This is a genomic window from Pontibacter sp. GD7, from assembly GCF_058216375.1.
The window spans coordinates 85,337-107,884 of record NZ_JBYZMP010000007.1; the positions used below are offsets into that span (position 1 = coordinate 85,337).

Sequence of the window (22,548 nt, forward strand, 5' to 3'; positions counted from 1 at the left end):
TAAAGCTGCTCCGGACGATGATCCTTCATCAGAATAGCATCATACAACTTACGTATAACCCTGCCGCTGACATTTTAGAGGTAAGGTACCCTGACCTCTATACTTCTTTTTTGTCTGAGGCTAGGGAAAACTTAAAATTGATGGTGGAAGCCATCCACAACTACGATGTAAAGAACCTGCTGCTTGATGCCAGCACCACCGCCATCGAAGTAAGCCCTGAAGAAAGCAGGGAGCTGACCATGCAACTGGCAAAAGAACTGGCCCAGACACGGCTAAGGAAAGTGGCACGCATCCAGCCCCAGGACCCTACCAAGGAGATAAGGGCGCAGGAGAATATCCGGCAGCTTGAAAGAGGAATCATTCTCCCCTATCAGTTGCGTACATTCGCAGACAAGGCAGCAGCCCTGAAGTGGCTTGCCAGTTAGTTACTATTTTTTATACACAGAAAAATGATTGCAGCAACAGGCGATCGGATGCACGGCTCTTTGTTTATGCTGTTGCGCCGGTTTGTAGAGTTTAACCACGGTTACAGCGGATGGGCAAACCTGACCGAAGCCGCTGGCGTGGAAAACGCGTCTTACCAGATGCACCAGATGTATCCGACCACAGAGCTGCTCGCCATTTTAAAAGCCGCCGCCGATGCCTCCAACACAAGCACCCACGACCTGCTTGAAAAGTATGGCGAGTTTCTGGTACCGGACCTGATGCTGGTGTATAAAAAGTATGTGAGGCCCGAGTGGCGCACCTACGACATGCTGCTGCACACCGAAAGCGCCATGCACGGTGCTGTTAAGCAGGAAAACGAACAGACCAATCCTCCTAAACTGCTGGTTACCAAAAAGGGGCCCAAACTACTTATTGTAGACTACTATTCGCACCGCCGCATGGCAGGCATGGCCGTTGGCATTATAAAAGGCATTGCCAAATTTTACCATGAAGGCGACCTTGTTAAAGTATCGATGCTTACCCCTGCAGACGCGGAACGCGTGCAGATACAAGTAGAGTTTGCCAGTTAGTAATTCCGAATAAACCGACTTTGCCCTGCTGCCCCGAACCTAAAACAAGTCCCGGTGTGTTGCAGCAAGCCTCTTAACCTTTCTCCTCAAAAAAGATTTTTTAACTGAGATTAAACCAAAGGCTTATACTTTAGTCTTAGTAAGGGTTTTGCGCAAAAGTAGCATACTAGCTTTGTGCTAAGCTCAATCGCTGCCTTCCAAGCATGTAAAACTACTTGTTACGCTGTGCCGCACAGGCATTTCCCACTTTTCCCAGAAAACAAACACATTCTTCAACCTTTACTAACTAAACTATCTAACATGAAAAAACGCGTACAATTGTTATTGGCGCTGTTGCTGCTTGCCGGCACACTGGTACAGGCTCAGGTAAAGAAAGACCCTGTTATTGAGAATATCCTGAAAGAGGCTAACGAGAACTCGCAACTAGAGAAGCTTGGCCACGAGCTGATGGACGTGATCGGACCGCGCCTGGTAGGCACGCCTCAGATGCAGCAGGCAAATAACTGGGCTGTTGATAAGTATAAAAGCTGGGGCATTGCAGCCAGAAATGAGAAATGGGGCGAGTGGCGCGGTTGGGAGCGCGGCATAACACACGTAGACATGGTATCGCCGCGCGTTAAAAGCCTGGAGGCCATGCAAATTGCCTGGAGCCCTGCCACCCCAGCCAAAGGCGTTACCGCAGAGGTGATCATCCTTCCGGATCTGAAAGATTCTGTTGCTTTCCAGAAGTGGTTGCCGAACGCCAAAGGCAAGTTTGTGATGATCTCGATGAACCAGCCAACAGGCCGTCCGGATTATAACTGGAAGGAGTTTGGCACCACCGAGTCGTTCGAGAAAATGAAGAAAGAGCGTGAGGCGCAGGCAGAGGCATGGCGCAAACGCATCAGCAACACAGGTTACAACAGCCGTACGCTGCCGGTAGCCCTTGAGAAAGCAGGCGCAGCAGGCATCATCATGAGCAACTGGAGCAGCGGTTTCGGGGTGAACAAGATCTTTAGTGCCAATACCAAAAAAGTGCCTACCATAGATGTAGCCCTGGAGGATTACGGTATGCTTTACCGCCTGGCCGAGAATGGCTCCAAACCGACAATAAAAGTGGTAGCTGAGTCTAAGCATGCCAAGAACCCTGTTCCGGCATTCAACACCATTGCCGAGATCAAAGGCACAGAGAAACCGGAAGAGTATGTGATGCTTTCTGCACATTTCGACTCCTGGGATGGCGGTACTGGCGCAACAGACAACGGCACCGGCACTATTATGATGATGGAAGTGATGCGCATTCTGAAGCAGGTATACCCTAACCCGAAAAGAACCATACTTGTAGGCCACTGGGGCAGCGAAGAGCAGGGCCTGAACGGCTCGCGCGCATTTGTGGAGGATCATCCGGAGATCGTGAAAAACATACAGGCTCTCTTTAACCAGGACAACGGCACAGGCCGCATCGCCAATATTTCGGGACAGGGCTTCCTGCACTCGTATAGCTACCTTACCCGTTGGTTAAACGCGGCGCCACGCAGCATCACAAGCTCCATCGAAACCACCTTCCCGGGCATGCCTGGCGGCGGCGGCTCCGACCATGCCTCGTTTGTGGCGGCAGGCGTACCGGCCTTCTCGCTAAGTTCTTTAAGCTGGTCGTATGGCAATTACACCTGGCACACCAACCGCGATACGTATGACAAGATCGTGTTTGACGATGTGCGCAGCAACGCCATACTTGCCGCCATACTGGTATACATGGCCAGCGAAGACCCGGAGACTACATCACGTGAGAAAAGTATACTACCTGTAAACCAAAGAACCGGCGAGCCCATGACATGGCCACAGGTGAGACCAGCTACCCGCAAAGGCGGACTTGATTAATATTTGGTTGTTTTTTGATTTTTACGAAAGCCGCTTGAATTTATACTTGAGCGGCTTTTGGTTTTTAGAACTACATGCAACAAACTTTGCATTGCGGTGTTAGCACTTAAGTAACTCAAGGTATAAGATTGTTACCTTTAAAAAATGGATTTGTCCGCTCTTGCCGATAGAGGCTACAATTAGGGCACAAACTTGTACCCGCCAATTTTCCTACCGCGAGTTTTCAACTCGCGGTAGACTGAACATTAAGTGCAGGAAAATTCACCACCTCTGTAATTGCCAAAATGAGCGTTGTGAGTTATCCAATACCACACTCGGGTAAATCCGTAGAGCAGACAAGTATAAACCAAGCAATTAACACAATGGAAGATAAAGCAAACAAGGAAGAAAAGTATGAACTGGCCACTTTTGCCGGCGGCTGCTTCTGGTGCATGGTAAAACCCTTCGATCAGTGGGATGGTGTGATAAAAGTAATCTCAGGCTACACCGGGGGCCATACCGAGAACCCTACCTACCAAGAAGTATGCTCCGACACGACCGGCCATTACGAGGCTGTGCAGATCACATACGACCCAAGTATAATTTCCTACAAAGAGATACTGGAAATTTTCTGGGAACAGATAGACCCCACTGACCCGGGTGGGCAGTTTGGCGACCGGGGCTCATCGTACCAGACAGCCATCTTTTACCATACCGAAGAGCAGAAAAAGCAGGCCGAGGAATCGAAGAAAGAACTGGAGGAAAGTGGCAGATTTAGCAGCCCGATTGTAACACCCATACTTCCGGCGCAAAAATTCTGGCCAGCCGAAGAGTACCACCAGGACTACTACAAAAAAAATCCGGGGCACTACAAAATGTACAGCGTGGGTTCCGGAAGAGTGGGTTTTATAGAGCGGCACTGGCCGGATAAAAAGTAAGCACAGGCCAGCCAAGCAGCACGAGCAAAGTATAAATTAAACTATAATGCCCTACTTTTGTTGATAGGTTTGATGAGTAACCATACCTTGAACATGACAAAACAAAAGATCAAAATAGACATCGTTTCCGATATAAATTGCCCCTGGTGCTATGTTGGCGAGAAAAGGCTGGAACAGGCTATTGATGCCACCCAAGACAAGTATGACGTTGAGGTGAACTTTAAACCATTTGAGCTAAACGCCAACCTGCCGCAGGATGGCCAGGACAAGCAGGAGTACTTTAAAAACGCCTATGGCCCAAGTATACTTTCGCAGCTTGGCGCCATGAACCAGCGCATGACAGAAACAGGCGCCGAGGTGGGAATTGACTTCAACTTTGACAAATCTACGAGGGTGAACAATACCTTTAACGGACACAGGCTGATCTGGCTGGCAGGTGAACATGGTGTACAGGAGAAAGTAGCCGAAGCGCTGTTCTACAGCTACTTTACCGAGGGCAACAACATGAACGACACTGAACTGCTAACCAGGATCGGTATCGAGAATGGTATTCCTGCTGAAAAGCTGGAGGGATTCTTCCAGAGTGAAGCCGGCAAAGCCGAAGTACGCGAAATGGAGCAATGGGCACAGTCCGCCGGTATTACAGGCGTTCCTGCCTTCATCATCAACGACAAGTACCTGATCAGTGGAGCACAGCCTGCCGACACGTTTCTGAATGTGTTTGAGCAAGTGGCACCTGCACTGGAATGTATAAAAACAGAAGGCAACAGTTGCGATATTAACGGCTGCTGATGCACTAAAAACAAAAAGCTGGAATTGATTCCAGCCTTTTGTTTTATACTTCAGTGACCTTTCAGTTTGTAAGATTATTCTTGCAAAGCATAGGCCACCTCTTATACTTTCAGTTTAATTGCCAGTCGCGGAAGTATTTGCATTTTCGTTTGCAATGATCTTAACGGTAGTTCTGCGATTTGCCTGGTGTTGAGCCTCGGTTTTGGCATTGGCAATTTTAGGTTTGCTTTCGCCGTATCCTTTTGCCACCAATCGTTCAGCGTTAATGCCGTTTGCCACAACATAGGCCGCTGCAGCCTCTGCCCTGCGCTGCGAAAGCTCCTGGTTGTAGGCATCTGAACCACGGTTATCGGTATGTGCGCCTAACTCTACTTTTACTCCCGGATACTTTTTCATGTAGGCTACCAGTTTATCCAGGGTTTGTGCGGCTCCTGGCCTGATGTCTGCCTTGGCAAGATCATACTCGATCTCCAACTCGATCATCTCCCCTACCTTCACGGCATTGAAAAGTTCTTTGGCTTTCAGCAACAGGCTCAGTTCATCCTCTGCCCCAAAGCCGTTTACCATGCTGGCATTTATACTTAGCAGGCCATCGTTAAAGCCCTGCTTAAAACCTTTTATCTGGTAGTTTCTGTTCGGTGAGAAAACCACCTGGGTCAGGCCACTTTCATTAACGTCATAAAGCTTTTTGGCTCCGGTTTTCAGGTCGGTCACTTCCAGCCTGCCTCCAAGTATGGACTTTCCTGCTTCATCCTGTAAAGCTACCTGCACGCGCCTGTCGCCGGCAGGTGCAGCCTTCTTCGCCATGATAACTTTAACCGTGTCGCCGGCCATATACTTAAAAAAGTCAGCTTTGGCCAGGGCAAGCTCCGCAGAAGCATAGCCTTTTTTGCTCAGCATTAGTTTATCAAAGGCTCCGTAGTTCCAGTTGATGGTGGCAGGTGCTTTGGGCAGTATGCTATTGTGGCTTATATTGCCTGCTGCGCTGGCCTGCATCTGCACATTAGTTACCGGTTTTCCATACTGGTCCACAGCTAGCAATATTAACTGCTTTTGGCGGGTAACAGCAAAGGCAAAAATATCGTCGTAAGCCGATTTATAGTTGGAAGTATAGTAGCCATCATTGCCTTTTATGATCAGTCCAAAATCATCGCCGGGTGTATTTATCGGGTAGCCAACAGACTGCACCTTACCAAAGCCTTTTTCTGTGGCCGAAGTATAAAATATATCCAGTCCGCCTAAGCCCGGGTGCCCGTTGGATGCAAAGTATAATGTGCCCTTATCATCCACAAAAGGAAACATCTCATCCCCAGTAGTATTGATCTCTGCACCCAAGTTTACAGGAGCCTGCCAAACACCGTTCACTTTTACAGACTTGTAGAGATCGGTACCGCCAAAGCCGCCGGGCATGTTGGATGTAAAGTATAGCACATTGCTGCCAGCCAGCGCCGGATGCCCCACCGAGTAATCGTTGCTGTTGAAGGGTAGTTCCTGCACTTGTTGCCATGTGCCGTTCTGCAACACCGCCATGTATACTTTCAGGTTGTTTACGCCTTCTTTGTTAAAGACAGATTTCTTCTCAAAATTGCTGCGTGTAAAGTATACCGTATCCTGGGTGGCGTTAAAGGTAAGCGGTCCTTCGTGGTACTTCGAATTCAAAACCTCACTAAACGGTACCGGGTTGGCTGCTCCATCCGCATAAAACAAGTCTATAAAACCTGAGTAGTTCTTGTCTGGTTGGTTAACTTTTGAGGCATTGCTGCGCGACGAACTGAATACAATGCCATTGCCATAAAACGCCGGACTGAAATCTGAGAACGACGAGTTGAACATGGCTCTGTTGATCGTGTACAGCAGCGAATCCTCGTAAAAAGCATTCAGGTTTTGGTAGGCCTTTTGCCACTTTATACTTTCCGCATCGTTGGCTGCAACTGCTTTGCCATAAAGTTTTAATGCCTCCTGGTAACGCGCTTTGGTTGCCAGCAAAGCAGCAACCTCGCGGTATTGTTTGCCCGTGCTCAGGTCTGCCTCAGCGGCTTTGTTTAACCAGTAATTTGCCTTTTCTGTATCCTCCAGTTTCAGGTAACTCTGGATCAGCTTCAGCATCGCCTCTGCGTTTGCAGGTTCTTTTTTCAGCGCCTTTTCGTAGGCATTGGCGGCAGCCTCAAACTGGTAGGCGTTAAAATATTTATCTGCTTTCGCTGTTTTGCTTGATTGGCCCAACACGCTGTTAGCGGCCAGCAACAAGACAGGTAAAAGGTAACGTTTTTTCATACTTATACTTTTGAAACCGGTGCATTAAAACCAGCTCTTCCATCATTAAACCAAAAATTAAAACAACCTCGGCGACACGTAACGCTGGTCACCTCTGAATGCATCAAAGCGCAGCATGACCTCGTGCGTGTTAGCCGTATACCTGCTGATGTTTGAGGTAGGATGATCATAGGCATAACCTATTCGGAGCTGCTTGGCTATCTGCATTTCCACGAGACCAACAAGCGCATTATTAGAGCGGTAAGAGGCCCCCAGACCGATAAAGTTGTGCAGCCATATATTGGCATTCACATCAAACTGCACCGGTGCACCTTCTGCCACTTTGATAATGGTGGATGGTTTTAATTTCACATTCTCACCCAGGTCAAAAACATAGCCTGAGCTGATAAAATAGTGCCTGGCGTGTTTTGGATAGGCGTCGTCGGTGTCGCTGGAAAGTTTGGTGCGGAACAGGTTTGGGGCAGATAGGTCGGCGTAAAACTTGTCGGTATAATAGTATAAACCATTGCCGAAGTTAAACGTCAGGAAATTTTGCACATCCGTGAACTGCTGATCCGGGTTATCCTGCGGGTTAAGTTTTACCTTAGTATAATCGGCACGTATCTTCGTTACACCAGCCTGCAAGCCCATCGACAAAACTCCTCTGTTCAGCTGAATGCGATAGGCATAAACACCGTTTGCACTTAACGTATTGGTTACCCCGATCTCGTCATTCACTACCGAGAGGCCAAGTCCTACTTTGTCGTTTTTCACGGGTGCGTGTAATGAGAAAGTCTGGGTTACCGGGGCTCCCTCTACGCCTACCCACTGGTTGCGGTACAGGGCAGCGGCTGTTAAGCCACCCTGGCTACCTGCGTAAGCCGGGTTCAGAATTAAACCGTTAAACATGTACTGCGAATACATTGCCTCCTGCTGGGCATAAGCCACTCCCGACACCATCATCAGGAAACCGGCTACAAGGCAGAACTTATGTAAAAAACTTTTCATAAGGTATAAAAATGTGGTAGCACAGGCTGGCAGGCATCTTGCGCCTGCCAGTTTGTACTACCGTGTTACTTATTTTCTTTTAATGATGAGTGAGTGCGTGCGAGGCTTCTCTCCGTTGTTAAGGTCCACGATGTAGAAGTAGGTACCGTCCGGCAGTTTATCGCCTAGCACAAGACCTTTCTGCGCCGTGCCGTCCCAATCGTTCTTGTACACCTTGCTTTCGTACACCACATCACCCCAGCGGTTAAATACCTTCAGCGATACTTTATACTTCTCGGCACCATAGATCACGAAGGTGTCGTTTTCGCCGTCGCCATCCGGAGAGAATCCTTCCGGAATAAACACCTGGCTTTGCACAACCTGTATGTTAACCGTGGCCTGCGCACAAAGCGCTGGGTTGCCGTTATCGCATACTTCGTAGGTAAAGGAGTCGGTGCCGGCGTAGCCTTTGTTAGGGGTGTAAGTAAAGGTACCGTTGGCCTGCATCACAATCGTTCCGAACATTGGCTGGCGAACCAGGCTCGTCTTCACCGTCAGCGGGTTGCCATCCGGATCAGAGTCGTTTGCAAGTACATTGCCTGTCAGTTTCTCGTGGTTGTTTACCGTAAACTGATCATTCTGGGCAATTGGTGCCCGGTTAGGTAGAGGCAAGGCTGTGAAGGTTACCGTTACGGTATTGCTCATGTTGGCTCCGTTCACTTTACCGCTAATTATAGCATTACCAGCTGTAATAGCCGATGTTAATGTTGCTGTATAAGTGCCGTCGTTATTATCAGTTATAGTGCCCAATGTACCCAGCGAGCTGCTTAGCGTCACGATGTCGCCACCAGTTGTGATGCGGCGGTTCTGCGCATCGAACAGCGTTACCGTAATGACAGAAGTACTCGCCCCATCCGCAGGGATTGAAGCTTTCGATGCTGTAATGGTTGAGGTAGTAGCGCTGGCACTTCCGATCACGAAGTTCACCGTTGGTTTGGCATCCAAAGTGGCAGTACCAACTTTAGCGGTAATCGTGGCTGTACCTATACTTGCCGAAGCGATGGTTGCCGTGTAGTTACCGTTCCCGTTGTTCGTTACCGCCGAAACAGTGCCGAAATTACTCGTGATGCTTACTGTTTCTGAAGAAGTGAAATTATTGCCATCGCCGTCTTTCAGTTGCACCGTGATCAGCGAAGTGCTGGTACCGTCGGCCACTACCGTGGTTGGGTTAGCCACCAACGTTGAACGCTGCAAGCTTAACGCAGGCACATGTATGAATTCAACCTGGGCCTTGCTTGCTACCAGATTTCCATCATACGTAGCCGTAACTTCTACTACAGCAGCTGTATTTCTGGCTGGAACAACAGCTTCAAATACGCCGTTTCCTTTGTCAGTCAGGGTAGCAATTACACCATTTAAAAGTATGGCCACTTTCGCAGGATCTACGGTTATTGCATTGCCGGCGTAATCCTTAAATTCAACTTTTGCCGTGGCAGTGCTCACGCCATTCGCCAATAATGAGGCTGGTGTTGCGCTTACTATAGTTGCTGCAAGGTTTACAGCAGGTATAAATGTTACAGATGCTTTGGCCGCAATGGCTACTCCGTCGTAAACTCCAGTTACCTCTACTGTTTCAGCAGTTATTCTGGCAGGCACTACTGCCGTGTATACACCTGTCGAGCCAGCTGTAAAAGTTGTTGGTACGCCATTTAGTTTTACATCCAGTTTAGCAGCCTCTACCGCAATTGGGTTACCGGCATAATCTCTGAAAGTGATCGTTGCTGTGGAGGTGCTGGTGCCATCGGCATTCACCGTAGTTGGGTTAGCCACAATGGTAGTAGCGGCCAGGTTAAGCGCCGGCACAAACGCTACTGTGGCTTTACTGCTCACAAGAGATCCGTTATACTTAGCGGTAACTTCTACTTGCTCTGCTACGGTGCGGGCTGGTATCTCAACTTCGAATACGCCATTACCCTTAGCCATGGCAACTGCAGCAACACCGTTTAGCATGAGTTCTACTTTAGCAGCCTCAACTTCAAATGCGTTACCAGCATAGTCTTTAAAACTAACTGTACCTGTTGCTGTGCTTGTGCCATCAGCGTTTACAGTAAGCGGATTGGCTGTTACGGTAGTAGCGGCCAGGTTCAGGGCAGGCACAAAGCTTACATTTGCTTTGTTTGTGGCCATTTCCCCGTCATACTTCGCTGTTACCTCAACCGTCTCAGCTATTGTGCGCGCCGGTATAGTTGCTTCGAACACGCCGTTGCCTTTGGTGGTGGCGGTAACCGGGGTTCCATTTAACAGGATGCTCACTTTAGAGGCATCTACGTTGATGCTATTGCCTGCCATGTCTTTAAATTCTACTGTTGCAAGCGATGTGCTTACGCCATCCGCATTAACTGTGGTTGGGCTAGCGGAAACAAGTGTGGCGGCTACATTTATAACCGGCGTAAACTCAACAGTTGCGCTCGGGCTCAGGGCAGCACCATCATAAGTAGCCGTTGCCGTTACAAGGGCAACTGTAGTTCTCGCTGGTACCGTGGCTGTATACTTGCCGGCACTTACCGGATCTATACTTACAGCAGCTCCATCTAAAAGTATAACTACTTTGCTGTCGTCCATGGCTATGGCGTTACCATCGTAGTCTTTAAACTGAAGGGCTACTGTTGCGGTGCTTGTACCATCTGCCACCACTACACCAGGAGTTGCGGTTAGCGTTGTTGCCGCTAAATTCACCACAGGTACGAAGTTGACAGTTGCCGTACCTCCCACTCCACTTCCGGAATAAGTTGATGTAACCTGTACTGTTTCTGCGGTAGTTCTGGCTGGTATAGTTAAAGTGTAGGTTCCGGTTGCGCTTCTGGTAACGGTGTTTGATGTTCCGTTCAGGAGCAAGGCAACGTCGGTTTGGTTCACATCGATGTTATTGCCTGCATAGTCTTTAAACACAACGGTTGCTGTTGCCGTGCTCACGCCGTCTGCTTTTACAGTTGCCGGACTCGCCGATACCACCGTTTTAGACAGATCAACAGCTGGCACGAAGGTTACAGACTCGGTGCTTGCCACTGATGCCGCATCGTAAGTTGCAGTTACCTGCACAACCTGTGCGTTGGTGCGGGCCGGAACGATAAGCTCAAACACCCCTGTTCCGTTTGGTGTAACGCTTGCAGCCACTCCATCCAAAAGTATAGTAACCTTAGCTGCATCAACGGCAATAGCATTCCCGGCATAATCCTTAAACTGAAGTGTGGCTTTTGCTGTGCTTGTACCATTGGCAGCAACCGTTGCCGGTGCAGCCTGCAGCGTGGTGGCAGCCAGGTTTACAACCGGAACAAACGTTACTGTAGCCGAGCTGCTGATAGCAGCCCCATCATACTTGGCTGTTACAGTCACGTTTTCAGCGGTAGTTCGGGCCGGCAAGATCACTTTATAAGCGCCGCCACCCAAACTCTGGAATGTTGCAGTAATGTTATTCAGAAGCAGGTTCAGTTTAGCGGGATCTACCTCCATTCCGTTGCCGGCATAGTCCTTAAACCTGATAATAGCCTCCGAAGTGCTAGTACCATTTGCCGGAACAGTTGTTGGCGTTGCAGTGATCTCGGTAGCGGCCAGGTTAAGCGCCGGCACAAAGTTCACGTTGGCTTTATCTGTTATAATTGCTCCATCGTAAGTTGCCGAGATCTCAACTGTAGCGGCACTAGTTCTGGCTGGTATGGTTGCCTCGAATATTCCATTGCCTTTATCAGTTAAACCGGCAAGCATGGCAGCATCCTCAAAGAGTTTTACCTTAGCTGGATCAACTGCAAAGGCATTGCCGGCATAGTCTTTAAAAGCTACCCTGGCTGTTGATGTGCTGGCGCCATCTGCATTAACCGTAGTTGGGTTAGCCGTTACCTCCGTGGCAGCCAGGTTAAGAGCAGCTACAAAGTTCACTGATGCAGTTGCTGTTATGGCTGTGGCATTATAAGTGGCGCTTGCCACTACAGTTTCAGCAGTTGTTCTGGCTGGCACCGTGGCGGTGTAAACGCCTGCTGCACCTGATGTAAACGCTACTCCAGTTCCGTTCAACAACACGTTCAGCTTGGCTGGGTCTATGGCAATGTTGTTTCCAGCGTGGTCTTTAAAGGTGATGGTTACTTCTGATGTGCTCGTTCCGTTTGCTGCAACTGTAGTCGGGTTGGCCTGTATTGTTGTTTTGGTCAGGTCTACTACTGCAACGAAATTAACGGAGGCGGAGCCTGCCGTTGGACTATCATTATACTTAGCTGTGATGCTTGCCGTCTCAGCAGTTATACGGGCAGGAACCGTAGCTTCAAACACGCCATTGCCTTTGTCCTGAAGTCCGGCAAGTACAGCGCCGCCTTCCAGCAGTTCTACTTTCGAGATATCCACTGCAAAGCCATTGCCAGCATAATCCTTGAAGGCCACACGTGCCGTGGAGCTGCTCACACCGTCGGCATTTACCGTTGTCGGGTTAGCCGTTACCTCCGTGGCAGCCAGGTTCAGGGTAGCTACAAACTCTACCGTAGCTGTTGCCCCTAACGTAGCGCCGTCATACTTAGCAGTTACCTGTACGGTTTTGGCCGTCGTGCTAGCCGGCACTGTTAACTCAAACACGCCATTCCCAAGCGAAGTGATTGTTGCCCCTGCTCCGTCCAGCAGCATGGTCACTTTTGCAGCATCCACCACAATGGCATTGCCAGCGTAGTCGTAAAACCTCAGGGTTGCCGTAGAGGTGCTGGTGCCGTTTGCATTAACGATAGCCGGGTTGGCCACTAGCGTGGTAGCAGCCAGGTTAAGCACCGGCACAAACTGTACTGTAGGATTTCCGCCTGTTGCAACTCCATCGTAAGTTGCGGTAACAGTAACAGTAGCAGCTGTTGTTCTGGCTGGTACGGTGGCTATGTAAGTTCCTGCAGACGCTGGCGTTATACTTGCCGAAACACCATCCAGTAATAACCTCACTTTTGCGCCATCTACCGCGATCGGATTGCCATTGTAATCTTTGAAAGCCACCTTTGCCGTGGCGGTGCTGCTACCATTGGCAGCTACCTGGTTCGGGGTAGCGGTTACCTCTGTTGCAGCAAGGTTCAAGGCAGCCACAAAGGTTACGGTAGCATCATCTGTTACTGTAGTCGCATCGTATTGCGCTGTTACATGGACTGTCTCTGCAACAATACGGGCTGGCACAGTAGCTTTGTAAACACCAGTTCCATCCGCCACAATAGCAACGGACACATTGTTTAATAAGAGTTTAACATTAGCGGTCTCAACTGCGATGGCATTACCGGCATAATCCTTAAAGCTAACGGTAGCCGTTGAAGTACTGGTGCCATCGGCATTTACTGTAACCGGCAATGCTGTTACTTCTGTAGCCGCTAAATTAAGTGCTGCAACAAATGACACGTTTGCCGTACTGCTTACCGTAGTACCCTTGTAGGTAGCCGTTGCGTTTACTGTTTCGGCTGTAGTTCTGGCAGGTACCGTTGCGGTGTATACTCCTGTCCCGTTAGCAGTTACACTTACCGGGCTTCCATTTAATAAAATGCTGGCATCAGCCGGGGCCACGGCAATCGGGTTGCCTGCATAGTCTTTGTAAGTTACGGTTACTGTGGCAGTGCTGCTGCCATTGGCGTTTACTGTTGCCGGAGAAGCAGATACCACTGTTAGTGCAGGATTAACAACTGGCACAAAGTTTACTGTGGCCGAGCTGTTTACCGCCGCACCGTCATACCTGGCTGTTACCGTAACTGTTGCCGCCGTGGTTCTGGCTGGCACAATAACCTCAAACAGTCCGTTTCCTTTATCAGTATAGCTTACAGACACACCATCCAGGAAAACATCTACTTTAGTTGCATCAACAGCCAGGTTGTCGCCGCCGGCGTCCTTAAACTGAACCGAAGCAGTAGAGGTGCTTACATTATCCGCGTTTACTGTGGTTGGGCTGGCTGTAACCGTTGAGTTTGCCATACTTGGGTTAGGCACCACTACAGGCTCCGCTATAAAATTAACAGTAGCTGAGCCGCCAGTAGCTGCACCATCGTATTTGGCGGTAACTGTAACTGTTGTAGGGCTAGCCTGGGCAGGAACCACCGCTGTGAATACGCCATTGCCAAGGTCATTTATACTTGTGCTTACACTATTTAATAATATGGATACTTTAGCCGCATCCACTGTAATCGCATTGCCGGCGTAGTCTTTAAACCTAACTGTAGCAGTGGAAGTGCTGGAACCGTTGGCATACACCGTAGTTGGAGAGGCCGTTATGGTTGTAGCAGCCAGATTAAGCGCAGGGTTGAGCGTGATCTGCGCTGTGTTGGTTAAGTTGCTGCCGTTTAAAACACCCGTAACGGTTGCCAGTCCGGATATTTTACCGGAAGTATAAGTAGCCGTATAGGTACCATCCCCGACATTTACCAGGTTGCTGATCGTTCCCTTGTCTGCGTTCAGAGTCAGGTTGCAGGTAGCAGTGTTTACATCCGTACCAAAAGCATCTTTCAACTGCACCCTGATGGTTGTTGTGCTTGTGCCGTTAGCCGCCAGGGTGGTTGCATCCGCTGAAACAGTGGTCTGTGCAACCGAAACAACTGTGATCTTTACCACATTGCTCTCGGCATTTGCACAGGCTCCGCTGCTTACCAAACGCTTAAAGTATGTTGTAGCCGAAACATTGGCCGGCGTGTAGTTTGGCGTTGTTACTGCCGGAGAGATGTCTGTATAACTCGCACCGTTATCCGTACTGATCTGCCATTTGTAAGTATAAGCGCCGTTGCCTCCTGTTGGGGTAGCACCTGTAATCTCGCCCACGCTTCCGGCAGCACAAAGTATGGTTGTAGCCGGTGCTGTGATGGTGTTGTTCGCAATGGCAGGGTTAACCGTGATGGTGATGTTAGCGCTATAGCTTTCGCAGGTACCGTTGCTCACCACTCTTCTGAAAGTAGTAGTCTGCGTCAGGTTACCCGGCGTATAGTTAGCGGCATTAGCACCTGCAATATTCTGGAACACATTTCCATCCAGGCTGTACTGCCATTGGTAAGAAGTAAACGAGCCGTCTGTGTTGCCCTGCAGCTGGCCTGGTGTACCGCTTCCGCAGAACACAGCCTGACCAGTATAACTAACATTATTGGCAATGGCGGCAAGTATCTTCACCTCCACTGAGGCGCTTGCATCTTCGTTGGAGCAGGCAGCACTAAATACTTTTCTTCTGTAAGATGTTGTAGTGGATACCTGGCCCGGGTTGTAATCTTTTCCGGTGGCACCTGAGATATCGGCCCATGTTCCGCTGGCATTGCTTTGCCATTGGTAAGTATAAGTGCCATTGCCACCAGTAGGAGTTGAACCTGCAATAGCACCCACACTGGTTGGTCCGCAATAGTTACCACCACCCGATGGCAGGCTGATGGTGTTATTCTCGATAACCGGATTTAGTGTCACGGCTACCTGCTGCGACATCTCTTTATCGCAGTTTACACCCTGTACATAAGGTATTTTAGAGGCCACTATGCGCAGATTTACCAGCGTGTTGGCAGCAGTTGCAGTAAGCGGTGTGGTTGTATTTAATACAATGTTGGACCCATTGCCCAGAACAGATGAGCTGATCGGCGTGCTGCCATTGAATAGTTGGTAGATCAGGAAGGCTTCTGAGGCGCTAACAGTAACCTGGGGCGTTGCCCCTGTACACTCTACTGTGCTTGTCGGTGTCACCGCTTTGTCGGCAGGTGGGGCACAGCGTATGGCAACCGTAGGCAAAGTAAAGTCGCTTTCGCAGCCTCCTGTGGCTGTAAAAGTTGCTGTTAGAGTGGCTCCGGCAAATAAATAAAAGTCGTTCGGGAAGGATGCCTTCGAAACCGTCCAGTTACCGCCGCTTAGGGTACCAGAGCCAATAAACATCTCATCCAGGTATAAACTGATGATGCCCGACCCACCTGGTGCCGTACCCGAAATGCTCGTCGCGCTTTCCATGATATACTTTTCGGAGGTAGCAGGGTCTGTAGTGCTATTGATGTTAATACCCGAATTGCTGGAGGTTGATTTTACGGAAACGGCTACCGAGGCAGCACTTTCTGTTTTGCCGGCAGCTGTTGCCTTTGCCGTTAAACTAGAGCCCGGCGTAACAGAAACACCCGTAATGCTCCAGCTACCATTTGCTCCGGTAGTAGTTGTAGCGAGTGCCGTTGCCGAACCGTTCAAAAACAGCCTGATCGTGGTACCTGCTGCTTCCGCCGACGTTCCGGTAATTACCGTTGCCGTACCGCAATAAGTACCCGTTATAGAAGGCGCAATGGACACAGGTTGTGTTACCGTGATAGCAGTAGTTTCGGCAGACTGGCATTTGCCATCCTCTAAAGCATAGGCCGTAATGGTATTGCCACTGGCAAGCGCCAAAGAAGAAGTTGGAACTGACCATGCACCTGTGGCAGAAGCCGTTAATCTTACTTTTTCGGCACCGTTTACTTTAAGTATAACCTGAGCGTTGGCAACTGCCGTTCCCGTAATATACTTTGTTGCCGTAGTAATTGGGCTGTTGATGGTAGGCGTGGCTGATGCCGTGGATGTGTTTACACAAAGAAACGATGAGTTGGAAGTACAACCGCCAACCGTAAGTGTAGCCCTGTAAACGCCTGCTGCCAGGTTGTTGCCTCCGTTACAACTATTAGCCGCTGTTACTAATCCTGCTGCAGGGCAATAATAATAGGTTGTTCCTGCCACAATATTCGCATTCGCTACCAATAGCTGTGAACCTAAGTATAAATTGAATACCCCTGAAACAGTAGACGAAATAGTAACATACTTATTACTATTACCATTTGATCCACTTAATACCGGCGCCGCAGGCCTTGTACACACCTGTCCTACCAGCACGCCACTGCAATTGCTTTCCGATTCCTCTTTATTGGTGGCTTTGGCTGATGCTGTGATCACATCGCCCTCTGCCAACCCTGAAACGCTGAAAGACCAGGTGCCGGAAGCCGTAACATAAGCCTTGGTACCGTACGCAACTCCGTTTTTGTAAACTGTTATGGCTGTACCAGCTGCCTCAGTAGACGTACCGGTAATACTGGTAGAGGTAACTGTAACATTGGCATCAATGGATGGGCAGAGCGTTCTGGCGCTGATGCCTGAATTGTTGTCCTGAGGGGAGGTTGGGTTATAGTTCTGAATAAAATCCTCGAACAGCTTGTCGTAGTTGCCGCCATACTTTCTGTCGTCAACACCTCCTACGTCGGATTTCGCGTTGTTGCCCATCGATGGCTTTGGGTTCATCACCGTTAAGGCCACCATACGCAACTTGGTATCTACGGGCAAGCCAAACGCAGACCACGGCATATAAAAATCATAGAAGTAGTCCATGTCGCCGCATTGCTCGGTATAAGCTATCGACTTCTGCGCATGCGAATCATAGTCCTGGTTCGAGATAAGCGTAGGCGTTGTAGTACCGTTTATGTTGTAAAGCGCCACCCCGTGGTTCGACATCAGCACCAACTCCATCTCAAAACCAGGGTTACCGGCCACCGCATTCGGGTCAGCATTCGGACCTGTAAAACCAAACTTCTGGTCAGTATCGATCAGCACGCTGTACCCCTTGGAGTTCGGAGAGGTTTTGTTAAGGCGGAAACGCACCAGGAAGTTGGTCCCGTCAAAGTAAAACATCACCGGATCGCCAACGCCGGAATCCACCATATCGGTAAAACCACAACCCGGCCCTCGCAAAGGGTCCTGAATTGGCTCGTTCTCCAGAATTGGAATAGCCTTGTAGGCAATTTCGCTTTCACCGTTTCCACGGTCGTTTGTTTTAAAGCCTGCGGTAGTTTTGGAAGTATAGCCGTCCCCGTTTGGGTCCAGTACGGCCCTTCCGGCCGCAGTAGATGCCGGTTTGTAAATCAAGCCTTTGGTTTGGCCAAAGGACATAAAACAGCAAAGAAGAAATAAGGGCAGTAAGTAAAGTTTATTCATTCAGCGGTACAGGGTTAGTAAAATAAATTCTTATAAAATTAAATTGCACTGCAAGGCCTTTCAACCAAACAGGTAATCACAGTTTTATCAATCTATCAATCAAGTGCAGAATAAAAGGAATTGTAAAAGAGGCTGGCTTAAAGGATGTTAAACTAAATGCTTAACCTTTAGTGAGAGAAACCAACGCAAACAATATTAACCTTTTGGTATATAGCTTATCAGTCTGCAAAGATAAGGCTCTTAAATACTTATGCTATTATTTTTGTGAATTTTAATAAGAAAGGTGACTGGCAGTTAATTTAGCCAACTCAAGGGCACTCAACAGTTACATCACTAACAATCAAGCGTTTAGCGCAGCTATTAGTTTATTATATCAACTATTTGTTTGCTGCATGTTCCCGCTGTCATCAGTCAGTTTAAATTACTGTACACAATAAACAAAAAAAGCCCGTGAGGGCTGATTACCTTCACGGGCTCAAAGTATAAATTAGAAGTTATCTTAAAAATTTCTGGCTCTAACCGGCATATCCTCCAACTGGGCATAACTTAATTTCCATTCGCCGGCTTCGTTTTTCTTCCATAGCAACATATAGTTACCATCGCCCACACTATAAGGCTCCTGAGGGCCGGCCGGTAACACATCTACCGTAAATTTACCGGCATCATACGCCATGGTGTTGTCAACGCCAGTGCTGGCAGAACTTGTCCTGAGGTTATTGATAGTGTTGATGGTTTCGCGCACCCAACGGTTGCCAACCTCCGACTTACCTCTCAGGTGCATCTCTCCCTGCACAAACTGTACATCTTCTCCCATCATGCTGATCACTTTTTCAGCGTCCTTGCTATTCCAGGCACCAATAAACTCCTGGCTCAACTGTTGTACATTTAACTCTTCCTTATTGGCATCACATGCCGCCAGAAGGGCAAACATAAAAACGAAAGCTATATATCGTAACGGTTTCATATCCTTTTAATTTTAAATGTTAATATGTTCAATTTTGCATATACACGTAAGATTTTAAATAAGGGTGCATTCCTTTAAAAGAAAAAAGACCAAGCGCCGGGCGCTTGGTCTTTTGATAAGTAAAGATCCAAATTACCAGCTTTTTCTCCTGTACTCAGAAGTAAAGTATGGCTTTGAAGGGTCGCCGTAGTAAGGGTTCATTACATAACCAGAACTAAAGATAGCCGGTACGTTTTCGTTAGCGGCATAAGCCATAGCTTGCTGTGGCTCTGCGGCTGCTACGTTGTTTGCCTTAGATGATCTGGCAGGTGCAGAAGACGCTCTTCTCGATGCGGCAGCTTTATACTGGTTTGATCTCTCGATAGCGGCAATACGGTCAGCGGCTGCGGCTGCCTCTTCTTTCTTACGCTTGTTGTCGATGATCTTACCAACGCCATAACCGGCACCAGCACCAACTACACCACCAACTACACCACCTACTACACGGTTACGCTTATGTATAATGGCACCTGCTGCACCACCTGTGGCGGCACCAATCACAGCACCTTTAGCTTGTGGACTCCATTTTTTTCTTTCCTGGGCCTGAGATGAGCTACTCATCACGATAAACATAAAAAAGGCCAGGCTCAATACTAAACTAATCTTTTTCATAACGATTCAATTCTGATGAAACTAAAACTAACTGTCTAGTCATTTTGCAACATACGTGCCAACAACAGAAAAAAGCGAACATTATTTTTATAAAAAGGCACAAACCATCACACAACCAATTGATTATCAATTAATAAATTTTTAACACAACACGTATTTAAAAACTTTTACTTTACCTTTAACAATGGCTCACAATTTTGATATGGCCCCTTAATTCACAAGGAAAAGCTAAAAAAAGCCCGATAACTCCACGATATTAACTCTGGATATAAACTTATTATAGAATTGCCCTTGCCCTGCCAGCTATCAGGATACCGGACCGAATAAAAAATACCGCCTCCCGAAGTATACCTGTATCATCCTTTGGGGACTAGTGCAATACTTTGCTGCAAGCAACTGGATTTTTTCAGACATTTGCATGTAATGACTCCATCTGCATTTTTTCATAGTTTACCCGATTTACCAGTAAAAGAAGCCCTGCCTGGCCTTCTGGATGCACTTCAGCGCCATACACGCGTGGTATTGGAGGCCCCGCCAGGTGCAGGAAAAACCACCCTGGTGCCGCTGGCCTTGCTACAGGCGCCCTGGCGTGAGGGCGGTAAGATACTGGTGTTGGAGCCACGCCGACTGGCTACACGTGCCGCCGCACAGCGCATGTCGGATATTATTGGCGAGGAAGTTGGCCAGACGGTTGGTTATTGGGTGCGTATGGAGCATGTGGTGTCTGCCAAAACACAGGTGGAAGTTGTTACAGAGGGTATATTAACTCGCTTGTTACAGGAAGACCCAGCCCTGGAGGGAGTAGCAGCCATACTTTTTGACGAGTTTCATGAGCGCAATCTGCAAGGAGATCTCGGCCTTGCTCTGGCACTAGATGCACAGGCTGTGCTAAGACCAGACCTCCGCATATTAGTTATGAGTGCCACTCTGGATACTGCCACCATTGCCACCTGGCTGGATGCACCGGTGGTGCAAAGTATGGGCAAGCAATACCCCGTGGAAACACATTATTTAAGTATTGCCGAGATAGCCGCGGCCGGCACTCGTCCCACCCAACGTCTTGTAAACCTGGTGCCAAAAGCGATCAGGCAGGCGCTGGAATATGAGCAGGAAGGCGATATACTGGTATTCTTACCCGGCATGGGCGAAATGCGCAAAGTAGCCGAACAGCTGGAGAACAGGTTAATGCCAGGCATAGACCTACACCTGCTGCACGGCGACCTGGCCCTGTCAAAACAATTAGCCGCTATACAGCCAGCCCCAAAAGGCAGAAGGAAGATAGTGCTGGCTACCAGCATTGCCGAGACCAGCTTAACCATTGAAGGCGTTAAGGTTGTGATCGATGGTGGTTTTGCGCGTGTACCGAAGTTTATTCCGCGCACCGGTTTAACCACACTGGCCACTGTACCGGTTTCTAAAGCCGCTGCCGACCAACGCCGTGGCCGCGCTGGCCGTTTAGGCCCCGGTGTTTGCTACCGCCTTTGGTCTACTGCCGACCAATTACAACTCCCGGATAACCAGACACCGGAAATTTGCGAAGCGGACCTAACAGGCCTTGCCCTGGAACTGGCTATCTGGGGCGTAAAAAACGTGACAGAACTAAAATGGCTTGACGTACCGCCGGCAGCGGCCCTTTCACTGGCAAATGATCTGTTGTTGCGTTTAGAGGCCATTAACACCTCCGGAAATGCCACTGCACATGGAAAGTCGATCGCTTCAATGGGTTTAACGCCACGCCTGGGGCATCTTGTTATCAGGGGCCGCGAGCTTGGTTATACTTCCACGGCTTGTGCCCTGGCTGCTATTTTATCAGAAAAAGATCTCCTGAAGCCTTTACAGACTACCTATGCAGAGCCCATGCCAGACCTGCAGGTGCGCCTGGAACTCGTGGATGGGAAACGGCCATACCTGCCTGGCTTTGCAGTAGACGAAAATGCTTTGCGCCGGGTAAAAGATCAGACACAGCACCTGCGCCAGCGACTGCGTGAGTCCTATGCTCCTCTTAATACAGATGCGCTTGGCATACTTACCGCCCTGGCCTACCCCGACCGTATAGCCCAACTGGAGAACTCTGGAAGAGTGCGTCTGGTAACCGGCCAGCGGGTAGCATTACAAACCGAATTGTTCGGCGAGGCGCCCTATTATAGTATTGCGCATTTGGAGATAGGCAACAGGACCCGCGCCTTGCTGGCTGCCCCGCTCACAAAAACCGAGATCTTAAAACACTTTGGCGAGCAGACCGAAACCCTGGATGAGGTACGCTGGGACGACACCGCCAACCGGGTAATTGCCCGAAGTATAACCAGGTTGGGTGCTTTGGTATTGGAGGAAAAAACACAGCCAAATCCGGACCCGGAACAAATTGCCAATGCCCTTTTTGAGGTTTTACAGGAAAAGGGTGTGCCACGCTTGCCCTGGTCCGAAGAAGCTTTGCGCACAAGAAAACGGCTAAACTTCCTGCACACACTGGCTCCTGACACCTGGCCTGATGCAACAGATGCAGCGCTCCAGGAAAGTATTGAAGCATGGCTTCGGCCACACCTCTTAGGCCTCAGAAGTATGGAGCAGGTTGCCCGTATTGATTTCAATGAACTGCTACTTGCTGAATTAAGCTGGGAGCAGCGGCAGGAAATGGACCGCCTGGCGCCTACACATTTACAGGTACCAAGCGGCTCCAGGATTGCCATCGACTACACTGACCCCGCCACCCCGGTACTGGCCGTGCGTTTGCAGGAAGTATTTGGTATGCTTGAAACGCCACGTATCGGGGGTGGCAAGGTGCCTGTGCTCATGCACCTGCTCTCACCTGCCTCACGCCCCGTACAGGTTACCCGAGACCTGCGCAGCTTCTGGAATACAGGTTATTTTGATGTGAGAAAGGACCTTCGCGGCCGCTATCCCAAACACCATTGGCCCGACAACCCTTTAGAGGCACAAGCAACGAGGGGCACGAAGAAAAGGCCGTTGTAGCATTCAAAACCAAACATACTTAATCTCTTCTGTCTACTAGAGTTTTTTCAACGATTAACACACCCCTGCACCCCTCTCAAGAGGGGAATCTCCGCTATTACTATATTATGATATAAGTTTCATTGTTGAGGCCATTCCTCGGACAGCTCGCGACCCAATGCCGTCAACTTAAAGCAAAAGCTCT

General features: G+C 49.1%; 11 protein-coding genes. 6 read left to right on the plus strand and 5 right to left on the minus strand.

Going from position 1 to position 22,548, the window contains the following annotated elements; all coding sequences use genetic code 11:
- The first annotated feature begins 17 nt into the window (after window positions 1-17).
- The 5 genes from AC4BAP_RS12410 to AC4BAP_RS12430 all read left to right on the plus strand — a co-directional run bounded on the left by AC4BAP_RS12410 (window position 18) and on the right by AC4BAP_RS12430 (window position 4,585).
- On the plus strand, window positions 18-425 hold the full coding sequence (locus tag AC4BAP_RS12410; protein WP_490582978.1) for a hypothetical protein: 408 nt from the start codon (window positions 18-20) through the stop codon (window positions 423-425).
- Window positions 426-449: 24 nt separating this feature from the next.
- Window positions 450-1,016, plus strand: coding sequence for a heme NO-binding domain-containing protein (locus AC4BAP_RS12415; RefSeq protein ID WP_490582979.1), 567 nt, complete (start codon window positions 450-452; stop codon window positions 1,014-1,016).
- Between the two features lie 300 nt (window positions 1,017-1,316).
- Window positions 1,317-2,876 (plus strand): M20/M25/M40 family metallo-hydrolase, encoded by a 1,560-nt coding sequence (locus tag AC4BAP_RS12420; protein ID WP_490582980.1) that lies wholly within the window; start codon window positions 1,317-1,319, stop codon window positions 2,874-2,876.
- Window positions 2,877-3,238: 362 nt separating this feature from the next.
- A complete protein-coding gene (gene msrA / locus AC4BAP_RS12425) occupies window positions 3,239-3,793 on the plus strand; it encodes a peptide-methionine (S)-S-oxide reductase MsrA (protein WP_490582981.1) in 555 nt (184 codons plus the stop codon).
- A gap of 93 nt (window positions 3,794-3,886) precedes the next feature.
- Complete coding sequence (locus AC4BAP_RS12430) at window positions 3,887-4,585, plus strand: DsbA family oxidoreductase (protein ID WP_490582982.1); 699 nt, start codon at window positions 3,887-3,889, stop codon at window positions 4,583-4,585.
- A 114-nt stretch (window positions 4,586-4,699) separates the two neighbouring features.
- On the opposite strand, the gene AC4BAP_RS12435 is transcribed toward AC4BAP_RS12430, so the two are convergent.
- The 5 genes from AC4BAP_RS12435 to AC4BAP_RS12455 form a co-directional block, all read right to left on the minus strand.
- On the minus strand, window positions 4,700-6,859 hold the full coding sequence (locus AC4BAP_RS12435; protein WP_490582983.1) for an OmpA family protein: 2,160 nt from the start codon (window positions 6,857-6,859) through the stop codon (window positions 4,700-4,702).
- Between the two features lie 57 nt (window positions 6,860-6,916).
- A complete protein-coding gene (locus AC4BAP_RS12440; RefSeq protein ID WP_490582984.1) occupies window positions 6,917-7,846 on the minus strand; it encodes a PorP/SprF family type IX secretion system membrane protein in 930 nt (309 codons plus the stop codon).
- A gap of 69 nt (window positions 7,847-7,915) precedes the next feature.
- Complete coding sequence (locus tag AC4BAP_RS12445) at window positions 7,916-17,710, minus strand: invasin domain 3-containing protein (RefSeq protein WP_490582985.1); 9,795 nt, start codon at window positions 17,708-17,710, stop codon at window positions 7,916-7,918.
- 568 nt (window positions 17,711-18,278) lie between these two features.
- Window positions 18,279-18,743 carry a YybH family protein gene (locus AC4BAP_RS12450; RefSeq protein ID WP_490582986.1) on the minus strand — a complete coding sequence of 155 codons (465 nt, stop codon included), beginning with the start codon at window positions 18,741-18,743 and terminating at the stop codon, window positions 18,279-18,281.
- Window positions 18,744-18,875: 132 nt separating this feature from the next.
- The gene (locus AC4BAP_RS12455; protein ID WP_490582987.1) at window positions 18,876-19,394 is read right to left on the minus strand and encodes a YMGG-like glycine zipper-containing protein; all 519 of its coding nucleotides are present in this window, start codon (window positions 19,392-19,394) and stop codon (window positions 18,876-18,878) included.
- Between the two features lie 423 nt (window positions 19,395-19,817).
- Here AC4BAP_RS12455 and hrpB point away from each other — a divergent pair, with 423 nt between their 5' ends.
- On the plus strand, window positions 19,818-22,364 hold the full coding sequence (hrpB, locus tag AC4BAP_RS12460) for an ATP-dependent helicase HrpB (protein ID WP_490582988.1): 2,547 nt from the start codon (window positions 19,818-19,820) through the stop codon (window positions 22,362-22,364).
- Window positions 22,365-22,548: the final 184 nt, after the last annotated feature.